The following is an 18,352-nucleotide window of genomic DNA, read 5'->3' as shown; positions in this document are numbered from 1 at the left end:
GGAGAGATTTAATGAAACAAACTTCATTGGCTTTGGTGGCCCTGACCCTGTCAGCTACGGTTGTGATCGCTCATGGGGGCGTCAAGAACCCGGCGGTCATGGCGCGCATGGATGGCATGTCAGCAATTGCCGACAATATGAAAGTATTGGGCGGTATGGCCAAGGGCGCTGTCGCCTTTGATGCGGCCAAAGCGAATGAGGCTGCTGGCGTGATCGCTGTCGAAGCCGCCCGCATTCCGGTGTTGTTTCAAGTCGAAGAAACCGATCCCAAGTCAGAGGCCAAGCCGGAGATTTGGGGTGACTTTGGGGATTTTGTTGCCAAGGCCAACACCCTTGAAACTGCGGCCGATGGGTTATCCGGTTCGATCCAAAGTGCCGATGATCTCGCAGCGGGCATGAAGTCCTTGGGGCAGAGCTGCCAGAGCTGCCACGAAACCTATCGCATCAAGAAGTAGGCGGATGGACGGAAAAGGTCAGCATCTGATCTTTTCCATACCGGGATCAAAGAGAGGTTTCAGTGAGGCGGTCGCAGGAATGCGCTCGCCTGCCACTTCGACTTCCCAAGTGCCATCGCTGACCACCGCCGCAGTCAGAGGTTCGTCCAGTTCCGCAAACCCGATGCCAACCGCGCCGCCCAGGCTGTGGCCATAGCCACCGATCTGCATGTGGCCGACCTCTTGGCCATTCAGGTAGATGCATTCGTTGCCATAAAGCAGTGGTTCGGGATCGTTCAGCAGGAACTGCAACATGCGAACCTTAGGGACGCCTTGGGCCTTGATCGCGGCCAGTGCGTCGCGCCCGATAAAGCCGCCGGGTTTGTCGAGTTTCACCGCAAAACCGAGACCGGCGGAAATCGGGTTGTCTGTGTTGTCCACATCGAGGCCAAAGTCACGATAGGCTTTCTCAAGCCGCAGGGAGTTCAGAGTTTGCATGCCGGCGTCGCGCAGGCCGAATTCCTTGCCTGCCTCTTTCAGCAGGTCGTAAACCTGCACGGCGGCGTAGGATGGCACCTGCAGCTCCCACCCCAGCTCACCCACAAAGGTGACGCGGAACGCCTTAACCACCCAGTAGCCGACGTCGATGTCTTGGCAGGTCATGAAGGGGAAGGCATCGTTTGACATGTCGGCAGAGGTGACTTTTTCCATCAACATCCGTGCCTTGGGGCCGTGAATATTGATCTGCGTGATGGCGGGGGTGAGATCGGTGATCACAACGACCTCGCCGTCCTGAATGTGGCGTTTCATGCGCATCAGCGTGTGGCCGTGGCTGTTTTCGCCCACCACCACCATGAACTGATCTTCGGCGAGGCGGGTGACGGTGAGATCGGCCTCGAACCCGCCGTGTTCGTTGACCCAAGCGGTATAGACCAAGCGCCCCGGATCCACGTCAACCTCATTGCAGGACAAACGGCTCATCAGGGCAAGCGCGTCGGGACCCTCGACATTGAACTTGGACATGGTGGACATATCCATGATGATGACGTCTTCGCGGGCGGCACGGTGTTCTTCGGCGTGCCAGTCGAACCAGTTCTGACGGAACCAGCTGTATTTTTCGATCTTGGCCTGCTCCGGAGTGGGCGCAAACCAGTCGGGCATTTCCCAACCGTGGCCTTCGGCAAACCACGCCCCGCTGGCGGCGAGGCGATCATGCAGCACCGATCGTTTGAGATCGCGCGCGGTCTCATAGCCGTCATTGTGGTAGTGCTGGCCGAACATCTTGCCCAAAAGCTCCGGGCCACGGTCACGGCGAAAGGCCTTGGTGGCTTCGTGCCGGGTGAAGCGGTTGACGTTGATGCCGGTGACGTCGATCTGCGGATGGCCGCTGACGATCCATTCCGCCAGCACCTTGCCGGTGCCCGCGCCGTTCAGGATGCCGAGAGAGTTCATGCCACAGGCCACATAGCAATTGCGCAGCTCAGGTGTTTCGCCAACCAGAGGGGCAAGGTCGGGTGTGAAGCTTTCCGGACCACAGAACAGTTTGCGTACACCGACATTCAGTGTCTCGGGTACGCGGGAATAGGCCAGCTCCAGATGCGGGCCGACGCGATCCCAGTCGGGTTCAATCTCGCCAAAGGCAAAGGTCTCGGGGATGCCGTCAAGCTTCCAGGGGGCTGCACCGGGTTCGAACAGGCCTAGCATCAGGCCGCCCACCTCTTCGCGGTAGTAGGTATAGGTTGAGGGATCTTCGAGCACCGGCAGGTCGCGGCTAAGGCCGTCGATGTTTTCGGTGATGAGGTAATAGTGCTCAGCCGCCTGCAGGGGCAGGTTGATACCTGCCTTAGCGCCCAGTTGGCGGGACCACATGCCGCCGCAAATGACCACGTTCTCTGCGGTGATGGTTTGCCCGTCGGCAGTTTTCACGCCTGTCGCCGTGCCGTTCGTTGCCATGATTTCCGCGACGGTGACGCGTTCGAAAATCTGCGCTCCGCCCATGCGCGCGCCCTTGGCGAGCGACATCGTGACATCGACCGGATTGGCGCGGCCATCTTCCGGGGTGTAAAAGCCCGCGAGAACATCGCTCATGTCGCCGATGGGGAACAGTTCAGCGGTTTCTTCGGGTGAGATTTCGTAGATATTGATGCCGTGGCGGCGCATGAAGGGCGCAAGGCGGCGCATTTCATGTACGCGCTCTGGGTTGTTGGCAATCTGGATGTATCCGACATCGCGGAACCCTGTGGGCAGGCCGGTTTCTTTCTCAAGGTTGGCGTACAGATCGCGTCCATGGGTGTAGATTTCGCATTCGGCCTCGGATTTCAGCAACCCTCCGACAATCAGACCCGCAGCGTGCCAGGTGGTGCCGCTGGTCAGCTGGTCGCGCTCCAGAACAACCACGTCGGTCATGCCCAGTTTGGTCAGGTGATAGGCGGTGTTACAGCCGATCGAACCGCCGCCGATGATCACGGTTTGCGCATGGGTAGGGAGGGAACGGGACATGGCGAGGCTCCTGGTGGGATTCGAAATTTGATCAAATTACTGCATTGACTTTAGAGGGAAGGCAAGGAATTGTTTGAACAAGTGTTCAGTGGAAATCTTTAAGTGTCTGTAAAAACAGAAAACAAATCTCGTGCCATGACGTCTGAAGGCAGGCGAAAGCAGCTGATTGAGGCGACGGTGACGTGCATCGCCCTGCATGGGCTCTCTGGCACCACCTTGCGCAAGGTCAGTCAGCAGGCCGGTTTATCGCTGGGGTTGGTGAACTTTCACTTTGCGACCAAGGACGTTCTCTTGGAGGAAACCCTACGCACGCTCGCCGAGGAGCACCGCGTAAGATGGAAAACGGACGTGATGCGTGCCGACCTGGACGCCGAGCAAAAGATCCATGCGATTGTCGAGGCCCAGTTTCACTCGCGTATCTGCACGCGTAAGAAACTGGCCGTCTGGTTCGCGTTTTTCGGCGAGGCGCGCTATCGCAAATTCTACCGGAAAATCACGGCGGACATTGATGAGGAACGCATCGAAGTCAGTCGGGCGTTGTTTGCCGAGATTGCAGAGAACAGTGAGATGTCGCGGTCGCCTGAAGAGTTGGCTCTGGCGCTCGAAAGCCTGTTTGACGGCACCTGGCTGAACATATTGATGTATCCGGATGCCTTCTCAAAAGAGGCCGCGCGGGATCAGGTTTTGTGCTATTTGGCCCTGTGCTGTCCCGGTCGGTTCATGCAAAAGAGTTGACAACCTTCCGCCGCGTGCGCGTCAGGGCAGCCCGCAGACCGAACTGCGATCACCCCTCTATCGTCACCTTGGTCGCGAACTCTTGAAAGGCCAGCACCGCGGCGGGATCGGGGTCTACCCCGGTAAAGCCCAGCAGGTACCCGGACAGCCGGTCCATGCGATCCTGCATCGGCTCGCGCACCTCCAGTGCATGATACCCCAGCTGCATGAAATAAATGATGCGCGCACGGACATCGGCGTCATAGGGCGAATATCCGTGACGCTCAAACATCCGGGTGACCGCCATGATCCGCACCTTGTCGGCCGTGTCGATCATCTTGCGGATCGCATCGTCACGGCGCGACCATTCGCGCACGGCAAAATCCAGCCCGCGGTCGAATTGCCTGGGGTCGACAAAGCAACGGAAAAAGTTGCACACGGCCTCGGAAATATTGTCGGCCGGGCGTTCGGTGTTTGAGACGATAGTGCGCGTGTTGCGGACCTCCCAGTCGTCCAAGAGCGCGGCCAGCAGGTCTTTGCGGTTCTTGAAGTACCAGTAAAAACTGGAGCGCGACACCTCTAGCCGTTCCGCCAGCGCCAGCACTTTGACCTCGGCCACACCATCGTTGACAAGCGTGTCGCGGGCGACGTTCAACCAGTCTTCGCGGGTGACTTTGACATGGCCCGTCAGCGGGGTCTTGTCGGGGTTGTCGCGATGCAAAAGGGGCGTGGTGCGGGCGGTCATCTCAGCTCTCGGGTGGGGCGCCACCTGCGGCGGTGCGCTTGTCGATATAGGTCTGAAGGTCGTCCAGACGGTCATGATCTACGCGAGTGCCGGGGCTGTTGGCAACGATGTCTTTCCAGACCGCCGTGGCGCGGGTCGAGGCATCCTGTGCACCGCGTTCGGTCCATGTGCCGAAGTTGGCATAGTCGTGCACAACGGGCTCATAGAACTCGGTGTTGTAGCGTTCCATGGTTTGCGGGGCTGAGAAGAAATGGCCTGAGGGGTCAACGTGGCTGAGAGCGCTGTCAAAGCCGATCTCGTCCGTGCCGGCCTGCGCCCCGGCACAAAGCTCGGCCACCATGTTCAGGACTTCGGCGTCTGTCACCAGCTTCTCGTAGGACACGGTCAGGCCGCCTTCGAGCCAGCCTGCCGAATGGATGATGACCGTGGCGCCGGCCATGAGGCAACCCCAGAGGCCAAACTGGTTTTCGTTGGCCGCCTGTACATCGTTGAGGTTGGATGCGGACCCCGCCGCAGAGCGCCAAGGCAGGCCGATATGGCGGGCAAGCTGGCCTGCGGCGAGCGAGGCCTGAAAATGCGATGGCGTGCCAAAGGCGGGGGAGCCGGATTTCATGTCGACGTTCGAGGTGAAGGTGCCATAGCAGATCGGCGCGCCGGGCTTGGTAAGCTGCACCAGCGTGATCGCCGCCAGTGCCTCGGCGTGGCTGAGTGTGATGGATCCGGCAACCGTAATCGGGGCCATGGCGCCCATCAGGGTAAAAGGCGTGACGATGGACATCTGCCCATGGCGGGCAAAGTCGATCAGCCCTTGAGCCATGGGAATGTCCAGCGTGCGCGGGCTGTTCGTGTTGATGATGGTGTAACAATGCGGGTTGGCCTGAAACGCGCTGTCAGTCAGCCCCCGAAAATCGCGCACCATCTCGAAGCATTCCGTCACCTGGGGCGTGCCGCGCGAAAAGACAAAAGGAAACTTGTCAGAATGCTCCATCTGGGCGCGGGTGGTGAAATAGTGGCGCAGATGGGTTTCAACGTCCTGCGGCTCGACCTGGGGCGAGATCATCTGGAAGACGTCGAAATGGTGGGTGAGCTTCAGGTATTCGATGTAGTCACGGGCCGAGCCGGGGCGGCGACCGCGTTCGAGGTCGGTGGCGTTGGGCGCTCCGGCCCCGGCCTGAAAAACCAGACTGCCCAGTTCCAGCACAAAGTCGCGATCCCGCACGCCAGCGTGGCAGTGAATGGATTTCGGGGCCGAGGCGATGGCCGCGTCCACCATGTCGCGGCCAATCCAGACCATTTCACTGTCTTCATCCACCCGCGCGCCGCCTGCGGCAAAGATCTTGCGCGCTTCTGGCAGAAGAACCTTCATGCCCAGCTCTTCCAGCGTGCGCAGGGCGGTGTCGTGCATGTTAGCGATCTGGTCAGCCGAGAACACGTCCATGGTGGGGAAGGGGTTCTTCAACTGGCGATAATTCACATCGCGTTTCGGCGCGGCCTCCTCGGCGCGGGCGCGCCTGCGTCGGCCTCGGGTGGGGGTGTCGGTCATGATCCGCCTCGCATTGCTGTGCCGGTGGGGTCGTAGGGCGAGGGCGCGATGACCTTTGCAGGACGCGCGGCGCCGACGATATGCACGCTGAGGCTGGTGCCTTCTTGTGCCGCGTCGCGGTCGATCATGGCCATGGCGAGGGATTTGCCAACGGTGTGACCGTAGCCGCCGGATGTCACGAAGCCAACCCGTTGATCGCCGTTCCAGACGGGTTCGTAGCCGCTGGCATCCGCGTCGGCGGCGTCGATTTCGAGGGTGGCCACAAGCTGGTCCGGGCCATTGCCATCACGCTCTTGCAGAGCTGCGTCACGCCCCACGAACGCGCCTTTGTCCCAGTCGATCCAGCGGTCCATGCCGGTTTGACCGGCAGTGTACGCCTGGGTGAATTCTGCTGACCAGATGCCAAAGCTTTTTTCCAGCCGGAGGGAGAGGAGGGCGTTGAAGCCCACCTCTTTCATGCCGAACTCGGTGCCTGCCTCAAGCAGGGTTTCGCGCAAAGTGATGTGTTCGGCGGCGGAGCAGTGGATTTCGTAACCGAGTTCACCTGCGACCGAGAGGCGACCGACCTTGCAGCGCAGCATGCCGATATTGAAGGTGCCGCATCCCATGAATTTCAGGTCTCCGATGGGGCCATCGGTAAGTTTTTCCAGCACTTTCAGGCTGTTGGGGCCGGAGAGGCTGAACCCGACCGTGGCGTCTGCGATGTCGCGCAGGGTGACGTTTTCGCCCATGTGGTCCTGGAACCAACGCATGTGCCATTCGCGTAAGTAGTAACTGCCCATGATCCACCAGGTTCCGTCGCCCCAGTTGAACACGGTGAGATCGCCCTTCATGCGGCCATCGTGGCCGAGCATCGGTGCGAGTTTCGCACGGCCCGGCGCGGGTAGTTTCGAGGCCATGATCTTGTCGAGCCACGCTTCGGCGCCGTCGCCTGAGACTTCAAAGCGGGAGAAGCCGGAGATGTCGAGGAGGCCGACGTTTTCGCGCACGGCTTTACACTCGGCGGCGACGATGTCGAAGGCGTTGGAGCGTTTGAGGGTGGGGGTTTCGACGAAGTCTTCGGAAGGTGCGAAGTAGAGTGGCAGTTCAAGGCCATAGTTGGCGCCCCAGCGGCAGCCAGCGGCGGTCATGCCATCATAGGCGGGCGCCTTTTTCAGCGGGCGACCTGCGGGCAACTGCTCGTTGGGATAGGTCATAACGAAGCGGCGTGTGTAGAACTGGCCAGTGGTTTCCTTGATGAAACGTTTGTTCTGGGCGTAGTCGCCAAAGCGGGCCACATCCATGCCGAAAACATCCGCCTCGGGTTCGCCGTGGATCATCCATTCAGCCAGCGATTTGCCGACGCCGCCCCCTTGCAGGAAGCCCGCCATGACACCACAGGCGCACCAGTAGCCGGGTTTGCCACGAACGGGGCCGACCAGCGGGTTACCGTCGGGGGCAAAGGTAAACGCCCCGTTGACCCATGTCTTGACGCCAACTTCTTGCAAGGCGGGATAGCGTTCAAAGCCAAGGGTCAGTTCTTTTTCGATGCGGTCGGGGTCTTCCTGTTGCAGTTCAAAGCCGTATTCCCACGGCGCGCCGTCGACCATCCAGTGTTCATGGTCGATCTCGTAAATTCCCAGAAGGATGCCTTTCTGGTCCTGACGCATATATGTGAAACCTTCGAGATCGACGGTCATCGGAACCTCGAAATCCAGTTGCTCCAGCTCGGGGATGGTGTCGGAGATCAGGTAGTGGTGATTGAGCGGCGAGACCGGCAGTTCGATGCCCGCCATGCGCCCGACCTGTTTGGCCCAGAGACCAGCCGCGTTTACCACGTGTTCAGTGTGGATGGTGCCCTTTTCGGTCACGACCTGCCAGCCGCCTTCAACCTGATGCAGTTCCAGAACGCGGTTGTGTTCGATCACCTCGGCGCCGCGTTTCTTGGCGGCCCCGGCATAGGCGTGCACGGTGCCGGTGGTGTCGACATAGCCTTCGCGGTCGGCCCACATGCCGCCGAGGATGCCTTCGGTGGACATGATGGGGCAGAGTTCTCCGGCCTCTTGCGGGGTGATCAGGCGGCAGTCGTCAATGCCGATGGACTGGAAAGTGCGATAGGCCGATTGCAGCCATTCCCAACGGTCCGGTGTGCCTGCCAGCGTCATGCCGCCGGTCATGTGCATGCCGACGGATTGGCCGGATTCCTGCTCGATCTCGGACAAGAGGTCGATGGTATAGGCCTGCAGCGAGGCGATGTTAGGATCGGCATTGAGGGCATGGAACCCACCCGCCGCATGCCAGCTGGAGCCAGCGGTCAGGACCGAGCGTTCGATCAGGCAGACATCGGTCCAGCCGAATTTCGCCAGGTGATAAAGCACCGAGGCGCCAACGACCCCGCCCCCGATGACCACGGCACGGTAATGCGATTTCATGTGTGTTTTCCCCTTGATGAGGCGCGGCGCGTTTGGATTGCAAGACGCGCGCATCCTATTGGACATGTTTGTCCAGAGTGTGGTTGATTCTGGACAGGTTTGTCCAGAACTTTTGAGCTCTGTTGTGGTTCGGAGTAAACTGGGGGCTGACGCGGGGCGGTGAGATGGTTAAACTGTTCACGAAATTGCGGACGGCAGTCCGGACAGCGAGACGCTATGAAGACCCTATAATCCGACCCGAGCGGCAGTGTAAAAAAGGTGGAGGGATGACCCATGAGTGACAAGACGGCAGGCTCGGGCGACGCGCCCCTGAACATCCTGTTCATCATGTATGACCAGCTGCGCTTTGATTACCTGAGCTGTGCCGGACATCCGCATCTACACACCCCGCACTTTGACAGGGTGGCCGAGATGGGGGTGCGGTTCACCAATGCCTATGTGCAGTCGCCGATCTGTGGTGCTAGCCGGATGAGCTTTTACACCGGGCGTTATGTGTCGAGCCACGGAGCGCAGTGGAACGGGTTTCCCTTGCGGGTTGGTGAGATGACGCTTGGGGATCATCTGCGCAAGGTCGGGATGGATTGCTGGCTTTTGGGCAAGACCCATATGAAGGCAGACAAGGAAGGGATGGAGCGGCTGGGTCTTAGCCCCGACAGCGTGATCGGGGCACGGCAGGCAGAGTGCGGTTTTGATGCGTGGATCCGTGATGATGGCCTGTGGGGCGAGGGGCCGGATGGCTTTTATGACGAAAAGCGCTCGCCTTACAACGAGTACCTCAAATCCAAGGGGTACGAGAGTGAAAACCCCTGGGCCGACTTTGCCAATGCGGGGATTGATGAGGACGGTAACCTGGCCTCGGGCTGGATGTTCGCCAACGCCGACAAGCCCGCCAACATCCGCGAAGAAGACAGCGAAACACCCTGGCTGACGTCGCGCACCATGGAGTTTATCGATCAGGCCAAGGGTCCCTGGTGCGCCCATGTGAGTTACATCAAACCGCATTGGCCCTATATCGTGCCCGCGCCCTATCACAATATGTATGGCGCCAACCATGTGCCCGCCCCCAACCGGTCTGACGTCGAGCGGCAAGACCCGCATCCCGTTTATGGCGCCTATATGGAGAACCCCATCTGTTCCGCGTTCCAGCGTGAAGAGGTCCGTCAAAAGGTGATCCCCGCCTACATGGGTCTGATCAAGCAATGTGACGATCAACTGGGGCGGATTCTGGAGCATCTGGACCAAAGTGGGCGCACGCAAAACACGATGATCGTTCTGACCTCGGATCACGGGGACTATCTGGGAGATCACTGGATGGGGGAAAAGGACCTGTTCCACGATCCCAGCGTCAAGATCCCAATGATCATCTATGACCCGCGCAAGACTGCGGACGGAACACGTGGGTCAACCTGTGATGCGCTGGTCGAGAGTATCGACATAGCTGCGACTTTTGTTGACGCAGCCGGTGGCCAGGTGCCTGATCACATCATTGAGGGGCGCTCTCTCATGCCTTGGATCAATGGTGAGGAACCGGAGTGGCGCGAGTTTGTGATCAGTGAATTTGACTATTCCGCGACCGGGCAGGGGGCGAAACTGGGGCTTGAGCCGCGCGATGCCCGCCTGTTCATGGTTTTTGACGGGCGGTTCAAGATGATGCACGCCGAGGGCGGCTTTCGTCCGATGCTGTTCGACCTCGAGACTGACCCCGAAGAGTTTCACGACCTGGCCAAGGGCGACGCGCATCAAGAGGTTCTGGACCGCCTCTATGGATATCTGGGTCAATGGGGGCGGCGCATGTCGCAGCGAGTGACCGTGTCAGAGGATGACATTCGCGCCAAGCGCGGCAAGTCCGGCCGCAAAGGGATCCTGCCCTTCCTGTTCGATGGCTCGGAAGTCGACGAAGAGCTGACCGCAAAGTACCGGGGTCGGGCCGCTCAGAACCATCTGGAAACCTAGCATGGGGCCTGTGTGAGCAGGCCCAAAGGGTTATAAAACCCTTTGGGCCAAACCGTTTCGGGATGGCTTGTGCCCCAAGCAGACCGCACCTCAGGCGTAAAGCGCACCGGTGCGAGTTTTTAAAAACGCGTCCAGTGGGATGTCTTCCTGTTTCAGAAAACCCTGACCGGGCAGTGCACCGTCGCGCACCATCTCGATCACTGCCACGACCGAGGCCGATGTGGTCCATGAAATCGCTGTGCGCATGCGTCCCGCGATCTCGATTGGGCGATAGGCGCGCACGAATTCCTCGCGGCGCATGTGGCCGTCGATGGTGCCTTCGGACGCAACATGCACATAGACCACATCGTTGTCCGTGGGCGGTTTGGCGTTGACCAGAATGTCGCCCGCGTCTTCGCGGCGGTCGCGCATCAGAAGCTCATGGAAGAAGAAGTTCATCAGCTCGGCGTGACCGGGATAGCGCATGGTTTTGTAGTCGATATTGTCGACCTGCCCGAGATAGGTCTCGCACATGGTGCCAAGCCCGCCAGAGGTGGTGAAAGCTTCGAGCTTCATACCGTCGATGTAAAGCGTTTCAAGCCATTCCATCGGCGAAACCCATTTGCGCACACCCCCTTCGATTACTTCGCAATCGTTGAGGTATTCGTTCACAACGCCATCCGGTGACCAGTTAAAGGCATAGCCCATGAGGCCGGTGGGGTTTTGCGGCAAGGCACCCACGCGCATACGGCATGAACGGCAATGGTCAAAGTCTGCGATCTGCTTCGCGCCGACAATGCCGACAAAGCCGGGGGCGAGGCCACATTGCGGCGCCATGACGCCCTTGGAGGTCTTGCTGAGGTCGAGAATGGCCTGAGTTGTCGGCACGTCCTCGGTCAGATCGAAATAGTGGATGCCTGCCGCGTGGGCCGCGGTTGCGACAGCGGTATTGAGGTGGAAGGGCAGGCAGGACAGCACGGCGTCGCAGGTACCGAACAGCGCGGCAAGCGCGGTTGGGTCGGTGACGTCGGTGGCCTGTACCGCAAAGGGCATGTCCTCGCGCGGGGCATGCAAATCGTGGCCGGTGACTTCGAGCCCGGAGTCGTGCAGCAGACGTGCGGCAAGAGCCCCGACCTTGCCCAGGCCGAGAATAGCAATCTTTTTCATGGCGTTACTCTTTTTTAAATGTCGAACTTGATACCCTGCGCCAGCGGCAGCTCGCGCGAGTAGTTCACGGTGTTGGTCTGGCGGCGCATGTAGCCTTTCCACGCGTCCGAGCCGCTCTCGCGTCCACCGCCGGTTTCCTTTTCGCCGCCAAAGGCACCGCCGATTTCGGCACCCGATGGACCAATGTTGACGTTGGCGATGCCACAGTCGGACCCGGCGGCCGAGAGGAAGTATTCGGTCTCGCGCACGTCCGTCGAGAAAATGCAGGAACTGAGCCCCTGGGGCACTTCGTTTTGCATCTCGATCGCCGCGTCCAGATCGCGGTACTTCACCACATACAGGATCGGGGCGAAGGTCTCGTGGTGCATGATGGCCGATTGCGCCGGCATCTCGACAATGGCCGGGTGGACATAGGCCGCGTCACCGTGCGTGTCGGTCAGGGCCTGGCCGCCGCCGTGCACAGTGCCGCCCTCAGTCTTGGCCTGTTCCAACGCGCGGTCCATGGCGGTCATGGCGTCTGTGTCGATCAGCGGGCCGACAAGGGTGCCGTCAGCCAGCGGGTCGCCGATGGGCAGGCCTGCGTAGGCTTTGACAAGGCGGGGGATCAGGGCGTCGTAGATGTCTTCGTGCACGATCAGGCGACGCAGGGTGGTGCATCGCTGACCTGCCGTACCGACAGCCGAAAAAACGATGGCGCGCAGGGCCATTTCGAGATCGGCCGAGGGCGCGACGATCATGGCGTTGTTGCCGCCGAGTTCAAGGATGGTGCGACCAAGACGCTGTGCCATGTCACCCGCCACGGCGCGACCCATCGGTACCGAACCGGTGGCCGAGATGATGGCGACGTCCTTGGAGGCCGTGAGCGTCTCGCCCAGATCACGTTCGCCGATCAGGGTCTGGATCAGACCCGCCGGGGCTTCATCGCCAAATTTGACCATGACGGTCTCGCAGATTTTTTGCACGGCGAGCGCGGTCAGCGGGGTTTTCTCGGATGGTTTCCAGATCACTGGGTCGCCGCAGACCAGCGCCAGTGCCGCGTTCCAGCACCACGGCGCGACGGGGAAGTTAAAGGCGGTGATGACGCCGCAGGTGCCCATGGGATGCCAGGTTTCACGCATGGCGTGGCCGGGGCGTTCCGAGGCAATGGTCAGGCCGTAAAGCTGGCGTGAGAGACCCACAGCAAAATCGCAGATGTCGATCATCTCTTGTACTTCGCCCAGGCCCTCCTGATAAATCTTGCCGCATTCCAGCGTCACAAGGCGGCCAAGGTTCTCCTTCTCCTTGCGCAGTTCTTCCCCCAGAAGACGCACCAGCTCGCCACGACGCGGGGCAGGCACCATGCGCCATGTTTTAAAGGCCGATTTGGCTTGTGCGATTTGGGCTTCGGCATCGGCAACCGTGTGCATTTTCAAGGCCGCGATCTCGCTGCCATCGACCGGGGTGGTCACGGAAAGCGTACCGCCCTTGGTTTCGAAATCCGTCAGGCCGCAATTCGAGAGGATTGTGTTGTACTTGGGTTTTGCGGTTGTGCCGGTCATCTGCGCCATCCTGTTCGCTTGGGTGTTTGACACAGTGTTTGTCAGATGCGCGTTAGGCAAAATGGGAAAAATCATTGCAAAACGGGAAAATTTTGTCATTTTGACAGGCGCAGGAGGACGCCATGGATGATCTGGACAACAGACTTTTGAGGTTGCTGACCAAGGACGCGCGGGCCTCGGCCACTGATCTGGCCGCGGCGTTGAACGTGTCGCGCGGGACGGTGCAGAACCGCATAGACAAGCTGGTGCATACGCGGGTGATCAGCCGCTTTACCGTCGAACTGGGCGAGTCCGAAGAGGATCACCAGATCAGTGCATTCACCCTGATCCGATTAAAGGCGGATGACGGCAAAGTCACGATTGCCGGGCTCCGGCGGATCGAAGAGATCGTGGATGTTCACACGCTGAGCGGGGCGTTTGATATCGTGGTGGACCTGCGCACCTCGTCGCTAAAGCGGTTGGATGCGGTGCTGGATCGGATACGCGCCCTGCCGGATGTGGCAGAGACGCAGAGCCATATTCGGTTGTCGTCTGTCGGTAACCCACGGCGGGTCTGAGGCCAACCCCAATGTGGGAGTGGCCTTGTTTTACAGGGTTAGTGGCCGCTGTCGGGGGCCGGATATTGCATCCGGTGCAGCACGTCGTCCCACGACACATGGTTGCGAACAAACTCGTTTGCCGCATCGCGGGGCGGGGAATAATCCCAGCTTGTTAACTGTCCCTTAATCATTGCAGCATGCACCGCGCGGCGTTGCTTCTGGGTGGCGATGACATCCGCGCGAACCTTGTCAGCGTCCCAGTAGTTGGCGGCTTCTGCGGCGAACTTTGCCGCGATCTCGGCATGGGCCGGATCATCGGCGAGGTTGCTGCGTTCCATCGGGTCCTCGATGACATTGAACAGCTGCGCCGGATCGCCGTCACAATGGATGTATTTGTACGCGCCACGCCGGATCATCAGCATGGGATGCGGCGTCATCTCGGCGCAGTATTCGCCGTAAGTAGTACGTTCACCCGCATCCGCGCCGGTTGCCATCGGCCAGAGGCTTTCGCCGCCAATGGGCATGCCCAGCTCGGGTGCAGGCGAGCCGTCGGACGACGCAATGTCGACAAAGGTCGGCAAGAGATCGACCAGCGAGACCGGCACGTCCTGCGTGCCCTGCTGAACACCGGGGCCGGAGATGATCAGCGGAACGCGCGCGGAATGTTCGAAGAAGTTCATCTTGTACCAAAGACCGCGTTCGCCCAGCATGTCGCCATGGTCTGCGGTGACAATTATGATTGTGTTATCAAATAGATCAGCCTCTTTCAGGGTTTGGACGATCCGGCCGACGTTGCTGTCAAAGTAGCTGGTGTTGGCATAGTAGCCGTGGCGCGCGTTGCGGATGTCCTCATCGCTGAGATCGGCCTGATCCGCCTCGATCCCGGCGCGCAGGCGCTGGGTGTGGGGGTCATCCATGGGGCCGGTGGCGGGCATGTCTATGTCCTTGGAATCATAGAGATTCCAGAACTCCGGTCGCGCCACATAAGGGTCGTGCGGGTGGATCAAACTGACCAGCATGGCGAAAGGGCCAGTCTTTTGCATGGCGTATTCAAAGATGCGGCGTCGGGCGAGAAAGGTGACCTCTTCGTCGTATTCATACTGGAAAGTGGTCATGGCTTGCCCCGCCTGACGCACCGCATCCATGTTGTGATACCAGTGGTCGATACGCTCGTCGGGTTGCTCCCAATCGGGGGTCCAGGCGTGGTCGGAGGGGTAGATGTCGGTGGTCAGTCGTTCCTCGAAACCGTGCATCTGGTCGGGGCCGACAAAGTGCATTTTCCCTGATAAACAAGTACGATAGCCCATTTGGCGAAGGTAGTGCGCGAAGGTTGGAATGGACGCTTTGAACTCGGCGCCGTTGTCGTAGCCGGCGATTTGGCTGACTTGTTGACCGGACATGAAGGAAAAGCGGGAGGGGGCGCAGAGGGGGGAGTTGCAATAAGCCGCATCAAAGCGGGTGCCGGACTGGGCCAGCGCAGACATGTGCGGGGTCTGGACAACCGGATGGCCGTAAGCGCCGGTGAATTGTGGCGCGAGCTGGTCGGCCATGATGATGACGATATTGGGTTGTGTCATTGGATAGACTCCTGAGTTTATTGAAAAAATGGACTCAGAAGCCTCCCGGAGGGGGCTGGTATTGCATGGGTTTCTGATGCGTGCACATCATTTCAAAAAAGCCTGACAACCAGTTTTGATCCGCATCGGATCGTGCGAGAAAACTCTGTCCCGCTTGTGACCATCCGTCAAGAACAGAGTGCAGACGCGCCCCGATCAGGCATTAGTACAATTTTAACGAAGAGGGACGGAAAACCCGTTTTAACCAAGTTGTACAACATTTACCGGGGCATTTGACCATTTTGTACCAACTAAAATCGGGGATTTAACCAAGTTGTACATAATTTTTGGTTAATTTTTGGCGTCGACGCGCGGCCCTGCGCGCCGACGCCAGAGTGTCTTATTCGGCAGCGCGGGCCGAGCCTTGGGGGATGACTTCGTAGCCGGGTTCTTCCGGTTCGTCATCGGTCATTTCCGGCGGGAAGCCGGGGGCGCGGATGTCCAGCCCGGTGGCCTCTTCCAGACGCTTGATGATGTTGGGCGACAGCTCGCGGTCGCCGTACCGCTTGATGCCGTCATCGAACATGTCGATGAGCAGCGGGCTGATTTCCAGCGGCACATTGTTGCGGTCTGCGATTTCCTGGAACAGGCCAATGTCCTTTTTCACGAGGTCCATGGTGAATGAGATATCGCGCGAGCCGTTCAGGATGACCTGGCTTTCGGTGACATGGCTGAACGAGTTGCCCGAAGAGATCTTGATCGCCTCGTAGGTGGTGTTGAGATCCATGCCCGCGGCGGCGGCGGTCACCAGTGCCTCGGCATTGGCGGCAAGGTGCACGGTGGCGAGGTAGTTGGTCAGCACCTTCAGGACCGAGGCCGAGCCCAGGTCGCCGGTGTGCAGGATGCGCCGACCCATGGTGGTGAGGAAGGGCAGGATACGTTCAAACGTGGCGCGGTCACAGCCCGCAAAGATCGAGATGTTGCCGGTGTCGGCGCGGTGACAGCCGCCCGAGACAGGGCAGTCGACAGCGGCACCACCGCGTTCGATGACCATGGCGCCCAGACGTTTGGCTTCGGCCTCGTCCGTGGTCGACATTTCCATCCAGATCTTGCCGGTCGTCACCTCGGGCAGCATTTCCTGCATGACCGCATCCGAGGCGGCGGGCGAGGGCAGGCAGGTGATGACGGCATCGCAGTCGCGCATCAGCTGGGCGGGGCCTTCGGCCCTTTTTGCGCCCTTGGCGACAAAGGCGTCAACCAGATCCGGGTTCAGGTCGTGAACGGTGAGGTCAACGCCGTTGCGCAAAAGCGATCCGGACAGTTTGTGGCCGACATTGCCGAGGCCGATGAAACCAACTTTCATATGTATTCTCCCAAGCGTGGCCACATCTGGCCGGATAGTGTTGTTTCAAGAACAGGAATAGGGACATGGCGTGTGGAAAGTAAAACGAGTAAAAGGGCAGGAAAGCACAAAAAATTTTTGGTGATACATGAGCAAACTGCCCAACCTCGTATGGCTTCGGAGTTTCGAATGCGCGGCGCGGCATCTGAGTTTCACGCAGAGCGCGGATGAACTGGGGCTGACCCAGACGGCGCTGAGCCTGCATGTGCGCTCGTTAGAGGCCGCGTTGGGGTGCAAGCTGTTCACGCGCAAGGCGCGCAAGCTGGCGTTGACCGAAGTGGGGCAGGCCTATGCGTTTTCGTTGCGTCGGTCGCTCGGGGATATAGCACTGAGCACGGCGAGCCTGTTTGGCGCGGATGGCACACAGGTGTTGACGGTGCGCGCTCCGATTTCGACGGCGTCGTTGTGGCTGACGCATCGGTTGCCAGAGTTCGTGACGGCGCATCCGGGGATCGCGGTGCGGATCGTGTCGAACATCTGGGCCGAGTCGATCGGGCCGGAGGACGTGGACGTCGAGATCCGGCTGGGGCGCGGCGGCTGGACCGGCATGTCCTACAAGAAGATTTCCACTGAGCGGATCGTGCCGATCACCCATGACAGCAATGCGCATCAGGACCCGGTCGCCATGCTGCAAGAGGGACCGCTGGTGCAGATTTTGGGCTATGAGGACATGACGCAGGCCTATCTGAGCGCCTGTGATCTTGAGGTGGCGCAACAGCGGTTTCCTTATTCGGTCGACACAACGATTGCCGCCATCGACATTGTCGCCGCCCGCGGGGGGTGCGCCGTGGTGCTGGAGCGGTTTGCAGATGATGCGCGCGCCCGAGGCCGGCCCATTGCCAAGGTCGGAGACCCGATGCCGATTGCGCAGAGTCACTATCTGGTCGGGGTGTCACCACCAGAGGTGAATGACACGGCCAAGCAGCTGTTTGAGGCCTGGCTTGAGGGGATATTCACCGACTAGACGAACCGTTCGTAGAGCGCGACCTCTTCCATCAGCCAATCCCGGAACGCTTTCTCGGCGGCGCTTAGCCGTTCTTGGGGGGGCGAGACGAGGTAGTAATTGGCCTTGGCCGAGAGTTTGCGGGAAAAAGGCTGGATCAGGTCGCCGCTGAGAAAGGTCTGGGGGGCGTAGTAGTTGTCGGAGATGGCAAAGCCGAGGCCCGAGCGGGCGATGGCGATGGCATCGTGGTTGGAGCCTGCATAGATGTTCTGGCGGGCATCGAGTTGCGGCACACCCGCGGCGATGAACCATTTGGACCAGGCCTCGCCCTGATCGTCGTGGATGAGTGTGCTGTTTTGCAGGTCGCGCACGTCGTGGGTCTGGCGCAGGCCCTCGTAGCCGGGGGCGCAGACCGGGAACATCTGGCATTCGATGAGGGGCGTGACCTGGTAGCCGGGAAAGTGGGTTTCCTCGAAAACGATGGCCATGTGGGTTTGCGGATCGAGCGGTTGTGCGCCGGGCAGCCAGAGGGCGCGGCGGAATTGCAGGGTGGGGTGGAGGTTGAGAAAGTTGGACAGGCGTTGCGCCAGCCACAGGGTGATAAAGGACGACGGCATGGCGACGGTGAGCGTGCCTTCGGTCTGTTGCTCGTCAAGGGTGCGCAGGGCGGAAGAGATGTCACGCAGGGCGCCTTGCAGCGGGGCGAGCAGGGCATGGGCCTCGCGCGAGACGGCGATGCGCCGCCCGGTGCGGTCAAACAGCTGCGTGTCGAGCGTGTCTTCGAGGTTGCGGATCTGGTGGCTGATGGCGCTGCGGGTGACGCCAAGCTCATCCGCGGCGGCAGAGAGGTTCTGGTGGCGGGCCGCGACTTCGAAGGTTTCGAGCGCCTTGAGGGATACCCAGCGATTGTTAACGCGCATGATGACCTG

General features: G+C 60.1%; 14 protein-coding genes. 5 read left to right on the top strand and 9 right to left on the bottom strand.

The genetic code is table 11. From position 1 onward, the window contains the following. The first annotated feature begins 11 nt into the window (after positions 1-11). Positions 12-455 (top strand): c-type cytochrome, encoded by a 444-nt coding sequence (locus EK369_RS11755; RefSeq protein WP_127114425.1) that lies wholly within the window; start codon positions 12-14, stop codon positions 453-455. 18 nt (positions 456-473) lie between these two features. On the opposite strand, the gene EK369_RS11750 is transcribed toward EK369_RS11755, so the two are convergent. Beyond that, complete coding sequence (locus EK369_RS11750) at positions 474-2,933, bottom strand: GcvT family protein (RefSeq protein WP_127114424.1); 2,460 nt, start codon at positions 2,931-2,933, stop codon at positions 474-476. 135 nt (positions 2,934-3,068) lie between these two features. Between EK369_RS11750 and EK369_RS11745 the strand changes: the two genes are divergently transcribed. Further along, on the top strand, positions 3,069-3,668 hold the full coding sequence (locus tag EK369_RS11745; protein ID WP_127114506.1) for a TetR/AcrR family transcriptional regulator: 600 nt from the start codon (positions 3,069-3,071) through the stop codon (positions 3,666-3,668). A 49-nt stretch (positions 3,669-3,717) separates the two neighbouring features. Here the strand turns inward: EK369_RS11745 and EK369_RS11740 are convergent, their stop codons facing one another. The 3 genes from EK369_RS11740 to EK369_RS11730 are packed head-to-tail and all read right to left on the bottom strand — an operon-like array spanning position 3,718 to position 8,346. After that, positions 3,718-4,392 carry a TetR/AcrR family transcriptional regulator gene (locus EK369_RS11740; protein WP_127114423.1) on the bottom strand — a complete coding sequence of 225 codons (675 nt, stop codon included), beginning with the start codon at positions 4,390-4,392 and terminating at the stop codon, positions 3,718-3,720. Between the two features lies 1 nt (position 4,393). Further along, entirely contained in the window at positions 4,394-5,935 is a 1,542-nt protein-coding gene (locus EK369_RS11735; RefSeq protein WP_127114422.1) for a trimethylamine methyltransferase family protein, read from the bottom strand. Continuing rightward, positions 5,932-8,346, bottom strand: a complete 2,415-nt coding sequence (locus EK369_RS11730) for a GcvT family protein (RefSeq protein ID WP_127114421.1) — start codon at positions 8,344-8,346, stop codon at positions 5,932-5,934. The genes EK369_RS11735 and EK369_RS11730 overlap by 4 nt, the downstream gene beginning before the upstream one ends. Positions 8,347-8,655: 309 nt before the next feature. Between EK369_RS11730 and EK369_RS11725 the strand changes: the two genes are divergently transcribed. Continuing rightward, a complete protein-coding gene (locus tag EK369_RS11725) occupies positions 8,656-10,299 on the top strand; it encodes a sulfatase-like hydrolase/transferase (protein WP_127114505.1) in 1,644 nt (547 codons plus the stop codon). 90 nt (positions 10,300-10,389) lie between these two features. Here EK369_RS11725 and EK369_RS11720 read toward each other — a convergent pair whose 3' ends face one another. Both EK369_RS11720 and amaB read right to left on the bottom strand, forming a co-directional pair. Continuing rightward, a complete protein-coding gene (locus tag EK369_RS11720; RefSeq protein WP_127114420.1) occupies positions 10,390-11,445 on the bottom strand; it encodes a saccharopine dehydrogenase C-terminal domain-containing protein in 1,056 nt (351 codons plus the stop codon). A gap of 14 nt (positions 11,446-11,459) precedes the next feature. Beyond that, entirely contained in the window at positions 11,460-12,992 is a 1,533-nt protein-coding gene (amaB, locus tag EK369_RS11715; RefSeq protein ID WP_438672163.1) for an L-piperidine-6-carboxylate dehydrogenase, read from the bottom strand. A 113-nt stretch (positions 12,993-13,105) separates the two neighbouring features. Between amaB and EK369_RS11710 the strand changes: the two genes are divergently transcribed. Beyond that, complete coding sequence (locus EK369_RS11710) at positions 13,106-13,540, top strand: Lrp/AsnC family transcriptional regulator (protein WP_127114419.1); 435 nt, start codon at positions 13,106-13,108, stop codon at positions 13,538-13,540. Positions 13,541-13,578: 38 nt separating this feature from the next. Here the strand turns inward: EK369_RS11710 and betC are convergent, their stop codons facing one another. Next, positions 13,579-15,099, bottom strand: a complete 1,521-nt coding sequence (betC, locus tag EK369_RS11705; protein WP_127114418.1) for a choline-sulfatase — start codon at positions 15,097-15,099, stop codon at positions 13,579-13,581. A 379-nt stretch (positions 15,100-15,478) separates the two neighbouring features. After that, a complete protein-coding gene (locus EK369_RS11700; protein WP_127114417.1) occupies positions 15,479-16,441 on the bottom strand; it encodes an NAD(P)-dependent oxidoreductase in 963 nt (320 codons plus the stop codon). Positions 16,442-16,568: 127 nt separating this feature from the next. Between EK369_RS11700 and EK369_RS11695 the strand changes: the two genes are divergently transcribed. After that, positions 16,569-17,444 (top strand): LysR family transcriptional regulator, encoded by an 876-nt coding sequence (locus EK369_RS11695; RefSeq protein ID WP_127114416.1) that lies wholly within the window; start codon positions 16,569-16,571, stop codon positions 17,442-17,444. Here the strand turns inward: EK369_RS11695 and EK369_RS11690 are convergent. After that, entirely contained in the window at positions 17,441-18,343 is a 903-nt protein-coding gene (locus EK369_RS11690) for a LysR substrate-binding domain-containing protein (protein ID WP_127114415.1), read from the bottom strand. The two genes, EK369_RS11695 and EK369_RS11690, sit on opposite strands and share 4 nt — an antisense overlap. Positions 18,344-18,352: the final 9 nt, after the last annotated feature.

Origin of the sequence: Shimia sediminis, assembly GCF_003990645.1 — a bacterium.
GTDB lineage: Bacteria > Pseudomonadota > Alphaproteobacteria > Rhodobacterales > Rhodobacteraceae > Shimia > Shimia sediminis.
The sequence above is the reverse complement of the archived record's forward strand: the minus strand, read 5'-3'. Positions and strand labels throughout refer to the sequence as shown.